This is a genomic window from Pseudomonas gregormendelii (assembly GCF_017114825.1).
Taxonomy (GTDB): domain Bacteria; phylum Pseudomonadota; class Gammaproteobacteria; order Pseudomonadales; family Pseudomonadaceae; genus Aquipseudomonas; species Aquipseudomonas gregormendelii.
In genome coordinates, this window is sequence record NZ_JADEVO010000001.1 from 1 (window position 1) to 18418 (window position 18418).

The 18418-nt window shown below is 60.6% G+C and carries 15 protein-coding genes and 1 rRNA gene; 9 read left to right on the forward strand and 7 right to left on the reverse strand.

Features of this window, described 5'->3' with window-relative positions:
* From rrf to IMW75_RS00015, 4 genes are all read left to right on the forward strand, one after another.
* Positions 1 to 83: ribosomal RNA gene (gene rrf, locus IMW75_RS27510) — 5S ribosomal RNA — on the forward strand; the annotation flags it as partial.
* Between the two features lie 147 nt (positions 84 to 230).
* Complete coding sequence (locus tag IMW75_RS00005; RefSeq protein WP_205891580.1) at positions 231 to 890, forward strand: paraquat-inducible protein A; 660 nt, start codon at positions 231 to 233, stop codon at positions 888 to 890.
* The gene (locus tag IMW75_RS00010) at positions 877 to 1500 is read left to right on the forward strand and encodes a paraquat-inducible protein A (RefSeq protein ID WP_122838723.1); all 624 of its coding nucleotides are present in this window, start codon (positions 877 to 879) and stop codon (positions 1498 to 1500) included. Before IMW75_RS00005 ends, IMW75_RS00010 begins: the two co-directional genes overlap by 14 nt.
* Positions 1493 to 3796, forward strand: coding sequence for a PqiB family protein (locus IMW75_RS00015; RefSeq protein ID WP_205891581.1), 2304 nt, complete (start codon positions 1493 to 1495; stop codon positions 3794 to 3796). The genes IMW75_RS00010 and IMW75_RS00015 overlap by 8 nt, the downstream gene beginning before the upstream one ends.
* A gap of 114 nt (positions 3797 to 3910) precedes the next feature.
* Here the strand turns inward: IMW75_RS00015 and mksF are convergent, their stop codons facing one another.
* Genes mksF through mksB form a run of 3 tightly spaced genes read right to left on the reverse strand, consistent with a single transcriptional unit; the run spans position 3911 to position 8716 of the window.
* Positions 3911 to 6751, reverse strand: coding sequence for an Mks condensin complex protein MksF (gene mksF, locus IMW75_RS00020; RefSeq protein WP_045059203.1), 2841 nt, complete (start codon positions 6749 to 6751; stop codon positions 3911 to 3913).
* Entirely contained in the window at positions 6748 to 7449 is a 702-nt protein-coding gene (gene mksE / locus IMW75_RS00025) for an Mks condensin complex protein MksE (protein WP_205891582.1), read from the reverse strand. The genes mksF and mksE overlap by 4 nt, the downstream gene beginning before the upstream one ends.
* Positions 7439 to 8716 carry an Mks condensin complex protein MksB gene (gene mksB / locus IMW75_RS00030; RefSeq protein WP_045059205.1) on the reverse strand — a complete coding sequence of 426 codons (1278 nt, stop codon included), beginning with the start codon at positions 8714 to 8716 and terminating at the stop codon, positions 7439 to 7441. Before mksB ends, mksE begins: the two co-directional genes overlap by 11 nt.
* Before the next feature lie 205 nt (positions 8717 to 8921).
* On the opposite strand from mksB, the gene IMW75_RS00035 reads away from it, so the two are divergent.
* Positions 8922 to 9662, forward strand: a complete 741-nt coding sequence (locus IMW75_RS00035; protein WP_205891703.1) for an energy transducer TonB — start codon at positions 8922 to 8924, stop codon at positions 9660 to 9662.
* Positions 9655 to 10107, forward strand: a complete 453-nt coding sequence (rimI, locus tag IMW75_RS00040; protein ID WP_007942632.1) for a ribosomal protein S18-alanine N-acetyltransferase — start codon at positions 9655 to 9657, stop codon at positions 10105 to 10107. The genes IMW75_RS00035 and rimI overlap by 8 nt, the downstream gene beginning before the upstream one ends.
* A 119-nt stretch (positions 10108 to 10226) precedes the next feature.
* On the opposite strand, the gene IMW75_RS00045 is transcribed toward rimI, so the two are convergent.
* The gene (locus IMW75_RS00045; protein ID WP_205891583.1) at positions 10227 to 10631 is read right to left on the reverse strand and encodes a serine kinase/phosphatase; all 405 of its coding nucleotides are present in this window, start codon (positions 10629 to 10631) and stop codon (positions 10227 to 10229) included.
* Between the two features lie 141 nt (positions 10632 to 10772).
* Between IMW75_RS00045 and can the strand changes: the two genes are divergently transcribed.
* Complete coding sequence (gene can / locus IMW75_RS00050) at positions 10773 to 11408, forward strand: carbonate dehydratase (RefSeq protein ID WP_045059208.1); 636 nt, start codon at positions 10773 to 10775, stop codon at positions 11406 to 11408.
* A 12-nt stretch (positions 11409 to 11420) separates the two neighbouring features.
* Here the strand turns inward: can and IMW75_RS00055 are convergent, their stop codons facing one another.
* Both IMW75_RS00055 and IMW75_RS00060 read right to left on the reverse strand, forming a co-directional pair.
* Positions 11421 to 12590 carry a hypothetical protein gene (locus IMW75_RS00055; protein WP_205891584.1) on the reverse strand — a complete coding sequence of 390 codons (1170 nt, stop codon included), beginning with the start codon at positions 12588 to 12590 and terminating at the stop codon, positions 11421 to 11423.
* 174 nt (positions 12591 to 12764) lie between these two features.
* On the reverse strand, positions 12765 to 14183 hold the full coding sequence (locus IMW75_RS00060) for a short-chain fatty acid transporter (protein ID WP_045059210.1): 1419 nt from the start codon (positions 14181 to 14183) through the stop codon (positions 12765 to 12767).
* 203 nt (positions 14184 to 14386) lie between these two features.
* Between IMW75_RS00060 and IMW75_RS00065 the strand changes: the two genes are divergently transcribed.
* Together IMW75_RS00065 and IMW75_RS00070 are read left to right on the forward strand one after the other, a co-directional pair.
* On the forward strand, positions 14387 to 15730 hold the full coding sequence (locus IMW75_RS00065; RefSeq protein WP_045059211.1) for an MFS transporter: 1344 nt from the start codon (positions 14387 to 14389) through the stop codon (positions 15728 to 15730).
* A 44-nt stretch (positions 15731 to 15774) separates the two neighbouring features.
* The gene (locus IMW75_RS00070) at positions 15775 to 16374 is read left to right on the forward strand and encodes a flavin reductase family protein (protein WP_045059212.1); all 600 of its coding nucleotides are present in this window, start codon (positions 15775 to 15777) and stop codon (positions 16372 to 16374) included.
* Positions 16375 to 16471: 97 nt separating this feature from the next.
* Here the strand turns inward: IMW75_RS00070 and ggt are convergent, their stop codons facing one another.
* The gene (ggt, locus tag IMW75_RS00075; RefSeq protein ID WP_205891585.1) at positions 16472 to 18304 is read right to left on the reverse strand and encodes a gamma-glutamyltransferase; all 1833 of its coding nucleotides are present in this window, start codon (positions 18302 to 18304) and stop codon (positions 16472 to 16474) included.
* Positions 18305 to 18418: the final 114 nt, after the last annotated feature.

Sequence of the window (18418 nt, forward strand, 5' to 3'; positions counted from 1 at the left end):
CCCATCCCGAACTCAGCAGTGAAACGATGCATCGCCGATGGTAGTGTGGGGTTTCCCCATGTGAGAGTAGGTCATCGTCAAGATTAAATTCCGAAACCCCTATCTGCGTATGCAGGTAGGGGTTTTGCTTTTGTCTGGAACAAAAGCAACTATTTGCAGCACAAATAGGCACAGTTATTTTCAGTTCAGGACACTAGAATAGGTCCAACTATTTCGGAGCCAGCGCCTTTATGCCAGATTCGGTTGACGCCCCCGGGCTGTCAGAATTACCGCTGGAAGACTTGGTAGCCTGTCATGAGTGCGACCTGCTGATGCGCAAGCCGCAGCTCGCCCATGGCGAGAAAGCGCTGTGTCCTCGTTGTGGCTATGAACTCTACGCGCACCGGCATAACGTCGTGCAACGCAGTCTCGCCCTGGTGATCGCCGCTCTTCTGTTGTTTATCCCGGCGAACTTTTTACCCATCATGGAGCTCAATCTACTCGGACAATCGTCGCAAGACACTGTCTGGAGCGGTGTTGTGGGGTTGTTCGACACCGGCATGCAAGGCGTGTCGGTCGTCGTGTTCCTGTGCAGCATGGCCATCCCGCTGCTCAAGTTGCTGTGCCAGCTGGCGGTATTGCTGAGCATTCGCTTTGACGTCGGCCGCAGTTACGGTTTGTTGCTATATCGCATTTATCACCATTTGCGCGACTGGGGCATGCTTGAGGTCTATCTCATGGGCGTCCTGGTTGCGATCGTGAAGCTGGCAGATATGGCAGAGATTACCGTCGGACTCGGTTTGGCATGTTTCATCAGTTTGTTGTTGGTTCAGGTCTGGCTGGAAGTGGTGATGTCGCCCCACCAGATCTGGCAGGCTCTATCAGGAGAGGATGCCCATGCGGGCGATTGATGCAGGCATTCTGATTTGCACCGAATGCCATGAGTTGAACAGGCAGGACGCTGACACCGACGAGCAGGTCTGTACTCGATGTGGTGCGTTAGTCCATGAGCGCCGTCCGAACAGCCTGGTGCGAACCTGGGCGCTACTGATTACTGCTGCGATTTTGTATATCCCGGCCAATGTATTGCCCATCATGACGGTTACCTCCCTGGGGCAGGGCGATCCCAGCACCATCATGTCCGGGGTGATCCAGCTGGTTCAGCACGGCATGATCCCCATTGCAGCCGTGGTGTTCATTGCCAGCATCGTCGTGCCGACCTTCAAACTGGTAGGCATTGCATTGCTGTTGTTCTCGGTACAACGCCACCAGCCGCTGTCGGCCCGCCAGCGCATTCTGATGTACCGCTTTATTGAATTCATTGGCCGCTGGTCGATGCTCGATATCTTTGTGATCGCCATTCTCGTGGCGGTCGTGAATTTCGGACGGCTTGCCAGCGTCGAAGCCAATCTTGGTGCCATTGCGTTCGCCAGTGTGGTGATTCTGACGATGCTTGCTGCAGTTACTTTCGATCCCCGACTGATTTGGGATAACACGGAGTCGGACGACGACCATGACTGATTTGCCAACAGCTAAAACCCGACCGGCCTCGAACTGGTCGGCTATCTGGGTGTTACCCCTGATCGCCCTGATCATCGGCGGCTGGCTCGGCTGGCGAGCCTATAACGAGACCGGCATCGAGGTTCAGGTGCGGTTCGAAAGTGGTGAAGGCATTCAGGCCAACAAGACCGAAGTCGTCTACAAAGGCATGTCGGTGGGTAAGGTCAAGACCCTTAAACTCGACGACGAAGGCGCCTCCAAAGGCGTGATCGCCACCGTCGAGATGAACAAGGATGTCGAGCAATACCTGCGCACCAGCACCCGCTTCTGGCTGGTCAAGCCAAGCGTCACCCTGGCTGGTATTACTGGCCTGGAGACCCTGGTTTCGGGTAACTATGTCGCGATCAGCCCGGGCGAAGGCGAGCCCACTCGCAAGTTCAAGGCGCTTGCCGAAGAGCCACCGTTATCCGACGCCAAGCCCGGCCTGCACCTGACCATCAAGGCCGACCGACTGGGTTCGCTCAACCGCGGCAGCCCGGTGTTCTACAAGCAGATCAAGGTCGGCCAGGTGAAAAGCTACCTGTTGTCTGAAGATCAAAGCACTGTTGAGCTCAAGGTCTTCATTGAGCCTACTTACGCCAATCTGGTGCGTAAACATACCCGTTTCTGGAACGCCAGCGGCATCAGCATCGACGCCAATCTTTCCGGCGTGAAGGTGCGCAGCGAATCCCTGGCCAGCATCGTTGCAGGCGGTATTGCCTTTGCGACCCCGGAAAACCGCAAGGACAGCCCGGCAACCGATCCGAGTCTGCCGTTCCGGCTCTATGAAGATTTCGACGCTGCCGCAGCCGGTATCCGTATCAAGGTCAAGCTCAGTGATTTCGAAGGTTTGCAGGCTGGTCGTACGCCGGTCATGTACAAAGGGATTCAGGTCGGCAACCTGAAGGTGCTCAAGGTCGATCCTGACCTGACGGCGGCCACTGCCGAGCTGACCCTGGACCCGCTGGCCGAGGATTATCTGGTCGATGGCACTCAGTTCTGGGTGGTCAAACCCTCGATTTCCCTCGCTGGCATCACGGGTCTGGAAGCGCTGGTGAAGGGTAACTACATCGCCATACGCCCCGGCGACAAGGGGGCGGCGCCGCAGCGTGAATTTGTCGCAAGACCCAAGGCTCCGCCTCTGGACCTGCGCTCACCCGGGCTGCACCTGGTCCTGTTTACCGAGAACCTCGGCTCGCTGGAAGTGGGCAGCCCGATTCTCTACAAGCAGGTGAAGGTCGGTTCGGTCCAGAGCTATCAATTCTCCAAGACCCGTAAACAGCTGGTGATTGGCGTTCACATCGAGAAAGAATATGAAGGCCTGGTCAATGCCTCCAGCCGATTCTGGAATGCGAGTGGCGTCACCCTCACGGGTGGGCTGACGGGTGGCATCCAGGTCAAGAGCGAGTCACTGCAAAGCCTGATGGCGGGTGGTATTGCTTTTGAGACACCGCAAGCCAAGGCGCCGTTGCAGAAGCGTATCCCCCGGTTCCGCCTGTTCCCCAGCCACGACGAGGCCAACGAGAAAGGCACCCTGGTCACCATCAAGGTCGACCGCGCCGACGGTTTGCGCACCGGCACGCCTGTGCGGTTCAAGGGGCTGGATGTCGGCAAGATCGAGGACGTTGATCTCACCGATGACCTGCAATCCGTGGTGCTCACCGCGCGAATTACCGAAGTACCGGAGCGTATTGCCCGGGTCGGCAGTCAATTCTGGGTGGTCAAGCCGGAGCTGGGTCTGATCAAGACCGCGAACCTTGAAACCCTCGTGACCGGTCAATACATTGAGGTGCAGCCCGCGCCGAAGAGCCTGGGCCCGCAGAAGAGTTTCGTGGCCTTATCCAGCCCGCCAGAAATAGCCAAGGTGGAGCCTGGCTTGAGCCTGGTGTTGAGCGCGGCTCGTCGGGGCTCGTTGAAGATCGGCGTGCCGGTCACCTACCGGGAAGTGGCGGTAGGCAAGGTGACGGGGTATGAGCTGGGGCAGACAGGGGATCGCGTACTGATCCACATCCTGATTGAACCCAAGTACGCGCCGTTGGTGCGCAGCGGTACGCGGTTCTGGAACTCCAGCGGTTTCGGATTCGACTATGGACTGTTCAAGGGAGCGACGATGCGCACCGAGTCTCTGGAAACCCTGATTCAGGGTGGCATCGCGTTCGCCACCCCGGATGGCGAGCGCATGGGTAACCCTGCGCGAGCGGAACAGACATTCCCTTTATTTGATAAGTTCGAAGATGAATGGCTGACCTGGGCGCCGAAGATCGCGATCGGTAAATAATTATCGGCGGCGGTGCTGCCGTCATCGCGAGCAGGCCCTCGCATTCCCCAAGCAGCTTGGACAAAAAAGGCCGCGGTCCATTGGATCGCGGCCTTTTGTTTGGATCAGGCAAATTCAGACCGCATCCAGCTCCGGTTCATCGGCTGCCACATTGACCACAGGCTTCACTTCATCGTGACGGCGAATGTATTTCCAGTCCGCCTCGTCGATGTAAATCCCGTTCGGTCCGCTGCCGCCTTCCAGGTCAATGGCGACGCTGGCGCAAACCTGCGGTTTGACACTCGCCAGAATCGGCACGAAACCCAGTTGCAGGCTGGTTTCCAGCAAGGCTGCCTGGTTTTTCTCGTCGATGTCCGCCGCTTCGTCGAGGTAGTAGGGCAAGCGCACCCGGCCAGCCTGGTCGCGGTCCATCAAGTGCAACAACAGGTACATGTTGGTCAGCGCCTTGATGGTCATGGTGGTGCCGTTGGACGCAGCACCATCGATGTCGGTGTGGATGACGGGCTGGCCGTTGACCTTGGTGATCTCGAATGCCAGTTCAAACAGGTCCTTGAGGCCCAACTGGTTGTGGTTGGCAGCAACCAGGCGTGCCAGATACTCCTTGGCCTCCTCGTTCCTGTTGTCCTGATCGGCGCTCTGGCTGAGGTCGAATACCGAGAGGGTTTCACCTTCTTCGTACTGGCCGGCACTGTGGATGATCTGGTCAATGTGTTTCAAAGCTTCCTTGTTCGGCGCTAGCACGATGCGGAAGCTCTGCAGGTTGGACACCTGGCGTTTGTTGATCTCGCGGTTGAACAGGGCCAGTTGATGCTCAAGGCTGTCGTAGTCGCTGCGGATATTGCGCAGTGTCCGCGCGATGTCAGTGACCGCGGCGCGGCGGGCCTTGCCCAAGGTCAGCGCTTCGTCGGTGCGATGCGCGTAGGCATTGATCAGCAGTTGCAGGCGCCGCTCCATGTCGTCTTCGCTGTCGAACTTGGCAACACCCTTGAGACGCACCTGGGCGTAGAGTGCATCGATCTGTCCATCGCTGCGCAACAGTCCCTGCCAGCTGTCCTGGTAGTCATTGAGCAGCGGCAGCAGGTTGTCCATGGAATCGTCGATCGGGTCCATGAACGGCGTACCGAACGGCAGGTCTGCCGGCAGCAGTTGGCGGCGGCGCAAGGCGTCGTCGAGCGTGCGCTGCTTGGCTTCCATGTCGCCGATCTGCCGCCCTACCAGTTGCAGCTTGGCCGACAGTTGCTGGACTCGCTCGGTGAATGCATCGCTGGAGCGTTTTAATTCGTCCTGCGCGGCTTCCATCTGGGCCAGCTGTTCCAGCTTGTCGCCTTCTTCGGCGCTCAGGGTTTGCGAGCGACGGAAATCCTCCAGCGCCTTTTGCGCGTCCAGCACTTGCTGGTACAACGCTTCGGTCTGGGTCTTGCTCGCCGCGCGGTCGGCGGCCACGGCAGCTTGAGTTTTGAGTTGCTTGAGTTCTTTTTCCAGGCGCTCTTTCTGGTCGCGCAATGCGGCGCGGTCAGCCAGGGCTTGCAGGGCCGGCGGCTCGATGTGCGACATATCGATGGACAAGCCAGGCACTTCGAATCGCTCGCCCTTGAAGCTGTCCAGAATCAGCTCCATGGACTTGACCCACTGTCCGTCCTCATCCAGCGCAATACCGTGTTCACCCAGTGGCAGGCTGAACAGGGCACTGTTGAACAGGCGCATCAAGCGCTCGACGTCCTGTTGCGAGAACTCTTCGCGCAGTCGGGCGTAGCTGTTGTTGTCGGCATGATCGAGCTGCTGCTTGACCGACTTCAGGCGTTTTTCCAGGTCGCGCAGACGCTCTTCGAGGTCTTCGGCGCTGAATTGGCGGGACTGGGCCAGCGCACCGGCCAGTTCGTCGTGCGCATCCTTGGCCGCCAGCAGTTGCTGTTCCAGGACCTTGACGTCATCGACCAGGGCAAAGCGATTCTTCAGTACCGACAATTCCCCCAGCCAGCGCTGGATGCCGGAAATTTCCCGTTCCAGGCGCATCAACTCCTGAGTGCCGCCGCGCTGATCGTTTTGCAATGCGTCCTGTTCGTTGCGGTAGTGCTCGGCCTGGATGGTCAGCTCTTCCTTGCGCGCACTGGCATAGTCCGACCAGGTGCCCAGTAACGAGTCGAGCAGCGGCGAGATGCGGTGCAGTTTGCCGCGCAGGATATTGCGCTGGGTCACGCCGGCCGCAAGGGCTTCGACCAGCGGGCCGGCCGTGACCAGCGAATTGTAATCCTGCTCCATGCGGCGCACATCGCGGAATGCTTCTTCGCACGCCGCGATGTAGTCCACGCTGCCGGAGCGCAGACTGTGTTCGAACGCATCGAGGAACAGCTGCTTGAGCTTGGCCGCGGTGATTTCGCGCATGTGCAACAGGTTGATGAACAGCGCGCGGAACGTCTTCAGGCTTTGTTCGCTGGTGGAGCGCAGTGGAATCAGGGTCAGGTCCAGCGGAATCGATGTGTGACCGCCCACCAGCAAACGACGCAATTCATCCGGCTTGAGTTCGTAGGCTTTCAGGCCCTCGCGCTCAAGGTTGGTGAACAGCTCTTTCTGACGCAGGCAGGTGTCGTTCTTCTGGTAGTGCGCCAGGTCCAGTTTGCCGGCGTAGGCAAAGAACTGGTGACCAAAACCACCGCCCGGGCCGCGACCCACCACGCCGATCACGTGCGGGCCATGGGGCAGGGACACTTCAACGAGGATGTAACTGGTGTCCGAGGCGAAGTAGAAGCGCCGGGATTGTTCCAGGCTGTACTTGCCGAAACTCATGTCCGACATGCGCGCCAGGATCGGGAACTGGAGCGCGTTGATCGAGGCGGATTTGCCGAGGTTGTTCGCGCCGTAAACCGACAGCGGCTCTTCCAGCGGGAACAGGCCGAGGCTGTAGCCGGCGGTATTCAAAAGGGCGAAGCGGCGAATGCCGTAGCGTTCCTTGCTCATGCGTCGGTCTCCTGTTCTTCGGCAATGGCGCGCGCCATGGCGTCCTCTTCGCTTTCTTCTTCGAAGTCAGTCAGATCCAGTGGATCATCGGTTTGCAGCAGCTTTTCATCGCTGTCGTCATCGATCAGCAATGGAACCGGCAGCGGCAACACGCTGTGCAGACTGGCCGCCAGGTTGCGGTCCTGCTGCACCGACAGGCAGACATCGAGGAAGCGGTGCATCGGCGGCAGGAAGCGATAGACGCCGTTTTCTTCGCCGGCGAAACCGAGTTGGGTCATGCGGCGCATGATTTTTTCTTCGAGCTCTTCGACAGTTTGCACTTCGGCCTGGATAAACAGGTCGCGGTACTTTTCCAGTAGCGACGGCAATTCATCGCGACCCAGGCTGCCTCCGTCAAGCACGGCGATCGGGTCCCGCCCCTGATCCGCCAGATGCTCGACCAGAATGAAAGTAAACAGCGCCAGGCGCTGGGCGGTCTTGTTCACCGCAGCGGCGGCGAGGTCCGGCACGAAGTAATAGAAGCCGCGGGTATCGCAGACCAGCTCGAACCCCAATGCCTTGAACAGCGTGCGGTACTGGTCCTGGAAGTTCGACAGTTGCGCGTACAGCTCTGGATCACGGCGGCTGACGTGGTAGCCCTTGAACAGCTCGCGGAATATCGGTGCCAGCTGGGACAGTTCGGATAGATCAAGATGCATGTGGGATGCTCGCGGAATCCTCGGCGGCGCTGTCGCGGGCCGAGAGCAGGGCGAAGGAGCGCAGGCTGACCTGGTGCTCATGAGTGTGGTAGTCGCGGCGTTCGAGACGCTCGCGCTGGAAACGTTTTTCCCGCGACAGGCGCGAGAACCAGTACAGCAACTCGTCGGTGGCGCCGTCTGGCTCCTGCTCCAGCAGCCAGGCCATCAGGTCCGGCATCGGCAGGGCGTCTTCGCAGCGTTCAAGCATTTCGCGAACGGTACGTGGCGCACGCGGGGCTTCGCCTTTCTGGGTTTTGTGAGCCTTGGGGAAACGCGCCGGTTTCGGCTCGAAACGGGCCAGTGCATACACGTACGCTTCGACCTGGCTGGCGCTGCCAAGGAAGGTGCTTTGCGGGCGGGTGAACATTGGCATGGCCGCTTGGGGGACCGCGTCCAGGCCTTTGCGCCGGATAGCCGACAAGGCCAGCGCCGCGCCACGGGTCACGGCATTGTGCCGACGGGCCTCTTCACGCAACGGCAGGAGCAGTTCGCGGGCGTGGCGCAGGGTCAACTGGGCGCTGGTCTGCATTTCGAGGATGCGCGCATGGGTGCGCAGCAGCATGTCGTCGTCGACCAGGTGGCCCAGCCGTTGCTGTTCGGTGAGCATCTTCAGCAGGACATTCTCGACCTTGCGTACGCCTTGCTCGAAAGCACCGTCGGCATTGACCAGTTGGATCATCGGCTCGACGTATTCGTCCCAGGTCGCCAGCACTTCGGCGTAACGCTGGCGCAGGGGAATCTGCCGGTCGCTGGTCTTGGCGCGCTCGGCGACGGCCACAAGAGCCTGTTCGTCGTTGGCAAGTTTCTTCAAAACGTCCCGTACGCGCATGTCCAACAGGCGCAATTGACGTGCGAGGTCGTGGCCGTCGCGGATGTCGAACGCATCCTGGATGTAACCGGCCAGGCGCTCGAGGTGGCGCAAGTAGGCTTCGATTTCCAGACACAGACCCAGGCGGTGCTCACGGCGCAAGTAGGCGAGGAAGTCGTGAATCTGCGCATTGAGCTCGAAACGGTTCGGGCTTTTTGCCACAGGCACCAGGATGTCGAGGCGAATCCACACATCCAGCAGGCTGGTGATGTCCTGCGGCGTGCTGTCCAGTTGCTGGGCGCCCAATTGCGTGCGCAGTTCGTTGAGGCTCAACGTGCCCTGGTCGAAGTGCTCGCACAGTGGCTCCAGAAGTGCCCAGTGTTCAGCGAGGGCGCGCAAGACGCGCTTGGGTTCGATCATCGGAATGGCCGGCTGGTTGGCGATAAAAGCAGCGATTGTACTGCATCGCGCCCATTGCGATTAACTCTCGGGACGGACAGTCGGCTTTCTGTCGATCAAGCGCGGGCGATCTTGCGAGAAGGGCGGTAGAATCCACGCACTTTAGTTATCCACAAGTGGCCGACCTTTGCTTATCGAGTCCCGTCGCCGCGCTTATTTGACCGCCATGCAGGTGGTCAACTGGCTGCCGCGCACCGAATTGCCCTTCGCCGCGCCGTCGCGGCCCGAGCTGCTGGAGACACCGCAACCCGTGGTCGTCGCTCCGATAGCAATGGCCGCTGTGGCTGAGGCGCCCGTGCAGCCGCAGGCCAAGCCCGCCGAGCGGGTGAAGATCGAGGTGCCTCGGCCTTCGCTGGCCAGCACCCGCACGGATGCAAAAGTCGAAGAAGTGGCCGCGCCAGTCGTGGTCAAGCCACCAGTAGTGCCGCCGCCGCGTTTCGCCCTGCAGTTGCTGCGCGCCGGTCGCTGCCTGCTGCTGGTCGAGTTACCCACAGGTGAAACCTTTCAAACCCGCGACCCTGCCTATCTGCTGCTCAAGGACATGCTGCGCGCCGCCGGCCTGCCGGACAGCCCACAGATAGTCGGTGACCCCGTGCGCTGGCCGCTGCTGGCCCGGGGCACCATGGATCAAGGCCCGGAAGCCGCTCGTGACTTCGTGCAGGGTTTCCTCTCGGCCCGACTGGAAGATGCACCGTGCGTCTGCGTATGGCTGATCGGTCTGCCGGCGGTACGTTTCGCTGGCGAGGAAAACGCCGAATCGTTCAACCGTGAACTCCAGGTCGAAGGCCTGGGCTCGGTCTGGGCCCTGCCGGGCCTGGAATTATTAATGGAAGAGCCACAGCGTAAGGCTGATGTCTGGCAAGCCATGCGTCGGCTGATGGCGCGCTGGAAAGAATCAAATGAGTGACGCTGTATCGTTTCGCCCCATGATCGAGGCGGACCTGGACGCTGTACTGAAGATCGAATACGCGGCTTACAGCCATCCGTGGACCCGCGGGATTTTTCTTGATGGGCTCGGCAAGTACCAGATCTGGCTGATGTTCGAAGGGCAGCAACAGGTCGGCCACGGCGTGGTACAGATCATTCTTGATGAAGCGCACCTGTTGAACATTACGGTCAAGCCGGAGAACCAGGGCCGTGGCTTGGGCCTGACGTTACTGGAGCACCTGATGTCGATTGCCTACAAGGCCGAGGCACGGGAGTGCTTCCTGGAAGTACGGGACAGCAATCGTTCGGCGTTTCGCTTGTATGAGCGGTACGGGTTCAACGAGATAGGGCGGCGCCGGGACTATTATCCGGCGGTTGGCGGCCGGGAAGATGCGGTGGTCATGGCCTGCACACTGGTGGATTGAACACAGATACCCCGTAGGAGCTGCCGAAGGCTGCGATCTTTTGATTTTATCCACACCAAGATCAAAAGATCGCAGCCTGCGGCAGCTCCTACACGGGAGAATTCCGTCAATCGGGTAGGTCAGCGATTCCCGTCCAGCGGATCACGCTGCGCCAGTTCCGCTTCATCCAGGCCATTGCCTCCGCCGATGTCATCTTCATCGACAATGCTCAAGTCCCAGTCTGCCTGACCTTCTTCGCCTGCTTCCCGGGCATCCCTTGCGCCGTCTTCGAGGATGAGCGTTTCCGGGCTCATGTCATCATCCGTGGGTTCGTGGTCTTTGGTGGAGGCGCCCGTCATGCCGGCCTCCCGCACCCGCTCAGGCGGCATCCGTTGTTCGCGCTCGTTGTCCGGCAGTTCGTCGCCAATCCGGGCGCCGGGTTCGTCTTCGTCAAAGTCCAGTTCATGCAATGAACCCATGCGGTCTTCGTTGTCATCGATGGGCTCGGGTTGCGCCGAGTCGAAAGGACGTCGTGAATCAGTCATGGTATTTCCTCATACTGTGGGCCTTACTAGGGTGGACCCACAGGGCTGGCGAGAATTCCACCTGCCTTAGTTGCATCGATCGCGTGACCCCGACGGGTGGTTGTCTGTCATAGAAGCGCACCATTCTTGAGGCTCTACAGCATGAACGAATTACAAGATCTGATTGATAACAACGAACGCTGGGCTGAAGCGATCAAACAGGAAGATCCGGACTTCTTCTCCAAGCTGGCTCGCCAACAGACCCCCGAATACCTGTGGATCGGTTGCTCCGATGCGCGGGTGCCGGCGAACGAAATCGTTGGCATGCTGCCCGGCGACCTGTTCGTCCACCGCAACGTGGCGAACGTGGTGCTGCATACCGACTTGAACTGCCTTTCGGTGATTCAGTACGCGGTGGACGTGCTCAAGGTCAAGCACATCCTGGTGACCGGCCACTATGGTTGCGGCGGCGTCCGGGCATCGATGCAGGACCGCCAGCTGGGCCTGATTGATGGCTGGCTGCGCTCGATTCGCGACCTGTATTACGAAAAACGCGAAGAGCTGGCGCTGTTGCCAACTGAAGAGGAGCAGGTGGACCGCCTCTGCGAGCTGAACGTGATCCAGCAAGTGGCCAACGTCGGCCACACCAGCATTGTGCAAAATGCCTGGCATCGTGGACAGAAACTGTCGATTCACGGTTGCATCTACGGCATCAAGGACGGTCGCTGGAAAAGCCTGAACGCAACCATCAGCGGCTTCGAGCAGTTGCCGCCACAGTACCGTCTGCGTCCGCTGTAGCGCTTTTCGCGTCTACAGCCCCTGGCCCGGTGCAACCGTGGTCGCCGAAGTTTTCAGCTGGCTGAGCTGGGACCTGATCGGTGCCGATGCACAGTTGGCGACGGCCTGGGCCGGGGGCAGGTTGCGAATCGAGGTATAGAACAGTTCGCAGGTTTTTTCCGTGCGAGTGACTTGCCAGGTCTGGGTACAGCTCTTCAATTGCGTCGCCGGATCCCTGCCGGGGGCGCTGCCCATGCCGGCCTGCCAACACGCAGCGCTCAAATCCTGGCCCATCACCTTCAGGCCTGCCGCGTCAGCCTGGGCCTGGGCATCCTTGCCGGAATAGGCGGCTGGATTGGCCGCGTACCAGATGTAGCTCGGGTGATTGGCGCCCAACACGGGTACTTTGACCCCGGCATTTGGGCTGATCGTCGCCAGCCCCAACACGCTGACGGTGGGGCCGTATTGCGCCTTGACCCAGCTGCGCACCGGCGCGCCAAACGCGATCATGGGTAATGCCGCGCCGCTGGCAGTGCGGCTGAGCTCCCTGACCATGGTGGTCTGATAGTCGGTGAAATAATTGTAAACGCCCTCCAGGTCCTTGCCCGCAGTCGCGGGTGCGGCAATCGGGGCGATGTCGATGATGGTCTGGTAAGCGGGTGTTTGCGCGGCTGGGATGCCGTTGGCGGTTAGCAGCGTGGCCCAACGATCAGTGGTGGCCGAGCGCAGGTAATCCTGGGCCTGGGTCAGCGAATAGTCCGGCGGAAAGTGCAACAGCTCGATACTTTTACGATTGTTCAGCGCCATGCCCAAAGGCAGGAACAGTGACCAGTTGTACGCCCACTTGCCGTCAGCGTTCAGTCTGTTTGCGCCGGACCAGGCCAGGTCTCCGGCGTCGAGCAGGGCTTGCAGTGGTTTGTGATAACCGGCAGGCACCCCGGTGATTTGCGCGTAAAGCTGATCGTTATCGGTTTTGACCCGCACCTTTGCCGTGGCGTAGCCATCGCGCTGCACGCTTTGGCCCAGGTAGTGCTCGACGGTTTGCTCCAGCGTCCAGTTGCGAAAGCACACGACTCCGCAGTTGTTGGGGTAGGCGAACAGACGCGTGACGCGTTCAGTGCTGCCCAGTTTCAGATCGACATCGGCGTGGGCGGCGGCACCCAGGGTGAGGGCCGCGAGGGTAAGTGCTGTGCGTTTGAACATGCTCAGATCCTTTTAAGCCTGTGATTGCGCAATTGTCGAAGGTTACTGCAGCCATCGCGCGTGCGATGTCAGCTGCAGCCTGTAATGGTGTCAGGAGATGGCGAACCGTGGGGTAGGAACAATCCACCGAACAACTCTGGATGCACCTGCTTGAACAGGTGCATCCAGCGACATTTATGGCATCACGGGCGGCGTGTAGGTCAGCGTCGTGCCCAGCGCCCACAGCAGAAACAGCACCAGTGGCGTGTGCACCAGCAACTGCACGAACGAGAATCCGATCAGGTCCCGGGCCTTCAATCCCAGTACGCCCAGCAGCGGCAGCATGTAGAAGGGGTTGATGAGGTTAGGTAACGCTTCGGCGGCGTTGTAGATCTGCACCGCCCAGCCCAGGTGGTAGTTGAGGTCGGTGGCCACCTGCATCACATAGGGTGCTTCGATGATCCACTTGCCGCCGCCGGACGGAATGAAGAAGCCGAGGATCGCCGAATACACACCCATCAACAGCGCGTAGGTGTCGTGGGAGGCGATGCTGACGAAGAAGGTCGAGATGTGGTGCGCCAGGGTTTGCGCATCGGTACCCTTGACGGTGGTCATCAGTGCGGCGATCGAACCATACAACGGAAACTGGATCAGCACTCCCGTGGTAGTCGGCACGGCTCGGGCGACTGCATCGAGGAAGCTGCGCGGACGCCAGTGCAGCAGGGCGCCGAGCATGATGAACAGGAAGTTGTAGGTGTTCAGCCCGGAGATCGCGCTGATCGCCGGCTTGGTCGAGAATTCATGGAACAACCAGCCGGCCGCCAGCAGGACCAGCAGGATGGTCAGCAGCGGGCTGTGTTCCAGCCACTCGCCAGGGCGGGTGCGCGGTTGCAGTGGCGGCAGATTGAAACTCGGGTCGATGCCGCAGGCTTTTGCGTCACGGGCCGTATTGGGGCCAGGGGCGGTGGCGTAGGCAATGATCAGAGAAATGATGATCAGCGCCAGCAGCAGTACGCCCGACTGCCAGAGAAAAATGGTTTCGGTGAAGGGAATGACCCCGGTAATCGACAGGATCGACGGCGGCAGGCTGGCCGGGTTGGCCTGCAATTGCGCCGCCGATGACGACAGACCCAAGGCCCAGACCGCACCCAACCCCAGGTAAGCAGCGGCGCCGGCAGCACGATAATCCATCTTCAGATCGGTACGGCGGGCGAGGGCACGCACCAGCAAGCCACCAAATACCAGGGACAGTCCCCAGTTCAGCAACGACGCGACCATGGAAATCAGCGCGACCCAGGCGACGGCGGAGCGGCCGTTTTTCGGGATGCGTGCCAATCGGTCGATCAGTTTCACAGCCGGTGGCGAGCTGGCGACGACATAACCGCCGATCACCACAAACGCCATCTGCATGGTGAACGGAATCAGGCTCCAGAAGCCATCGCCGAAGGCCATGGCGGCATCGGTGGGCTTGGCGCCCATTGCCATGGTGGCAAGGGCCACGATGATCACGGCCAGTGCCGCAAACACCCAGGAGTCGGGGAACCAGCGTTCGGCAAAGCTTGAGCAGCGCAGGGCAAAGCGGGCATAGCGGCTATCGTCGATATCAGCGGCCACGGGAGAACCTCGAATTTTATGTTTATTGTGGTCTTCAGGGCCTCGTGGGCCCGTCTGGACAGGTGCCAACAGTAAATCAAACGCTGTATTTTTTGTGACCAACTTTTACCGCTTTGGGACTTTGGTCTAACGGGTTGTCCGCAGACGGATTTGCGTAGACCATGGGCGCCTAGAATTTTTTGCCCGTGCCAGAGTGTTTTTTCATGACTGCCCAAACCGATGTGCGCCCGGCGCCGTTCACTCGTTCGGACTACAAGACCCTCGGCCTTGCCGCGTTGGGCGGGGCGCTGGAAATCTACGATTTCATTATTTTCGTATTTTTCGCCCTGACCCTCAGCCAACTGTTCTTCCCCCCGGAAATGCCGGAGTGGATGCGCCTGCTGCAAAGCTTCGGGATCTTCGTCACCGGTTACCTGGCGCGCCCATTGGGCGGCATCCTGATGGCGCATTTTGCTGACAGACTGGGACGCAAGAAGGTCTTCAGCCTGAGCATCTTGATGATGGCGTTGCCTTGCCTGCTCATCGGGATCATGCCGACCTACGCCCAGATCGGTTATTTTGCGCCGTTGCTGTTGCTGGCCCTGCGTATCCTGCAGGGCGCAGCGGTAGGCGGTGAGGTGCCCAGCGCCTGGGTCTTCGTCGCCGAACACGCGCCGGTCGGCCATCGCGGTTACGCGTTGGGATTCCTGCAGGCCGGGCTGACCTTCGGCTACCTGATCGGCGCGCTGGCGGCGACGTTCCTGGCGCAGGTCTTCACCCCGGAGGAAATCCTCGATTACGCCTGGCGTTATCCCTTCCTGCTAGGCGGGGTGTTTGGTGTGATTGGAGTCTGGTTGCGCCGCTGGCTCAGCGAAACCCCGGTATTCATGGCGATGCAGGCCAAGCGCGAAGCGGCGGTCGAGCTGCCATTGCGCACGGTCCTGCGCGAACATCGCCTGGCCATGCTGCCGGCGATGATCCTGACCTGTGTTCTGACCTCGGCGGTGGTGGTGTTCGTGGTGATCACCCCGACCATGATGCAGAAAACCTTCGGTATGAGCGCCAGCTACACCTTCGGGCTCAGCGCCCTGGGCATCGTGTTCCTGAATGTGGGTTGCGTGCTCGCCGGATTACTGGTGGATCGCATCGGCGCCTGGCGTACCGTTATGCTCTATAGCCTGCTGCTGCCAGTGGGCATTGCAGTGCTCTATAGCTGCCTGATCAATGGCGGGAGCTGGATTGGCCTGGCTTATGCCATTGCCGGTCTGTGTTGCGGCGTGGTGGGTGCGGTGCCGTCGGTGATGGTCGGGCTGTTCCCAGCGCATATTCGTGTATCGGGAATCTCCTTCACCTACAACATCGCCTACGCCGCATGGGCCAGTATCACGCCGTTGTTGCTGATCGGGCTAATGCCTTGGAGCCCCTGGATATGCGTAATATTCAGTGCAGTGATGGGCGTGGTCGGGGTCGCCAGCGCGGCGTATTTCGGTGCGCGCAGGACGGCGCGCAGAGGGTGGTCGACGCGGTCGGACAGTTCGCCAGTCAACTGGCGACCTGAGCAGGATTAACCCGTATCCCGCTACAATCAGCGTTTTCTCCTGGAGCAGACAGCATGCACGCTTCCCATCGCCGGCCCGTACCCTTGAACAAGGCTTATCGCCTGCTCAATCACGGGCCGACCGTACTGGTCAGCGCCGCCCACGATGGCCAGCGCAATATCATGGCGGCGGCCTGGGCTATGCCACTGGATTTCGAGCCGCCGAAAATTGCCGTGGTGCTGGATAAGTCCACCTGGACCCGACACCTGCTGGAAGCTTCGGGGACCTTCGTGCTGAACGTGCCCTGCGCCGCCCAGGCCGACATCGTCCAGACCGTCGGTTCTACATCCGGGCTGGAAATCTCCCGGGCGCCGGGCCAGGACAAGTTCCAGGCCTATGCACTGCAGACATTCAGCGGCGAGCAGGTGGCAGCGCCGATGCTCGAAGGCTGCGTCGCCTGGCTGGAATGTCGACTGTTGCCGGAGCCTGGTAATCACCAGCAATACGATCTGTTTCTCGCCGAAGTCATAGCTGCCCAGGCTGACGCGCGGGTGTTCAGCGATGGCCGCTGGCACTTCGAAGGGCACGACGAGCTGCGCACCTTGCATCACGTCGCGGGCGGGCATTTCCTGAAGATTGGTGATCCGGTGGACGGCAAGATTCTGCTGGTTTGAATCGGGTCCGCTGCCAGCCAACATTAGCCTGACCCGGATGCACTGCCTAAAAAAGGGCCTGCCACCCGGTAAGCCCTTTCCCACTCGCACAAAACGCTCAATCCCCCAACGCTTCCCCCTCGCGGCGCGGATCAGCACCGCCCGCCAATGTGACCTTGCCCTGCGCATCCTTGACCCGAACTATCGCCTGGGTGCCGCTGGTCATGTCGATCTCGTTCACGTTGTGCCCTTTGTCCTTCAACGTTTGAATCAGCTGTGTACTGAACTGCCCCCGTTCCAGTTCCGTCGGGCCGTTACGGCTGCCGAAGTTGGGCAGATTGATGGCGGCCTGCGGGTCGAGGTTCCAGTCGAGCAGGCCGATGGTCGACTTGGCGACGTACTCGATGATCTGCGAGCCGCCTGGGGAGCCGAGGGTGGCGAGGAACTCGCCGGTCTGTCGATCGAAGATCAGGGTGGGCGCCATGGAGGAGCGGGGGCGTTTGCCCGGCTCGACGCGGTTGGCGACTTTCCGGCCGTTTTCTTCCGGGATGAACGAGAAGTCGGTCATCTGGTTGTTGAGCAGGAAGCCTTGCACCATCAGGTGAGAGCCGAAGGCGGATTCCACGGTGGTGGTCATGGAGACCGCACCACCCTGGTCATCGACGGCCACCACTTGCGAGGTCGAGATGCGCAGAGGTGAACGGTCCGGTGCATAGGCCACCTGGATGCCCGGAGGTGTCCCAGGTGTGGCCGTGCCCATGCTGCGTTCGCCGATCAGGGCGGCGCGGCTGGCCAGATACGTCGGGTCCACCAGGCCTTTTACCGGGACGGGCACGAAGTCGCTGTCGGCGACGTACTGGGCGCGGTCGGCATACGCAAGTCGCTCGGCTTCGGAGATCAGGTGCACAGCTGCAGGCGCAGGTTCGATGCCGGCGGCTCGGGTGCTTTTGACCGGTTTCAGTGGCGCCAGGGCATAACGCGGGTCACGAGTTTCGAGGGCCTGCAAGGTGCCGAGGATCTGCGCCACGGCGATTCCGCCCGATGACGGCGGCGGCATGCCGCAGACCTGCCAGCGCTTGTAATCGGTGCACAGTGGTGCGCGTTCCTTGGCGGTATAGCCGATCAGATCGTTCAGCAACAGGCTGCCGGGATTGGCATGCCCCTGAACCTTGTCCACGATTTCCTGGGCGATGGGACCTCTGTACAGCGCATCGGCACCTTCCCTGGCGATCCGTTTGAACGTGGCGGCCAGCGCCGGGTTTTTCAGGGGAGTGCCTGCGGCTTTCGGGCTGCCATCGGCGTTGCGGAAATACGCCATCATGTCCGGCGAGCGCGGCATGGACGAATCCGACGCGATCAACTGATGCAGACGAGGTGAGATAGGAAAACCTTGCTCCGCGAGTCTGATCGCCGGTTCGAACAGCTGTGCCCAGGGCAGGCGCCCGTGTTTCCGGTGAGCCAGTTCCAGTGCCCGCAGCACGCCGGGTGTGCCCACCGAACGACCGCCAATCTGTGCCTGCGTGAACGGCATCGGTTGGCCGTCGGCTTGCAGGAATAGCTTCTCGGTGGCACCGGCGGGCGCGGTTTCACGACCGTCGTAGGTGCGCACTGTTTTGCCGTCCCAAAGTACGATCAAGGCGCCGCCGCCGATACCCGAGGATTGCGGCTCCACCAGCGTCAGCACCGCTTGCATCGCGATAGCGGCGTCAATTGCCGAACCGCCCTGGCGCAACATTGCTCGTCCGGCTTCGGCGGCGAGCGGATTGGCCGCTGCGGCCATATGCTTTGAGGCGTGCCGGGCCTGCAGGTCGGTGCGATAGCCCGAGGCCGCTTCCGGTGCGAGGGGTGATGTCGAAACGGGCGGAGCGTTGCACGCGGCAAGCGTTAGCGCACCGGCAATCAGCGAAAGGGCTGACAACCGATAGCGATTGCAGTTAAAGGCTGTGAACACGCGGGGCACTCCGTCCGTGGGAAAGGTCCGGGGACTTTATCGGCCTACAGCCAGTGACGCAAACCATAGGCGGTTTTAGTCCTTCATCCATTGACGGATTTTCTGTAGGGTCAA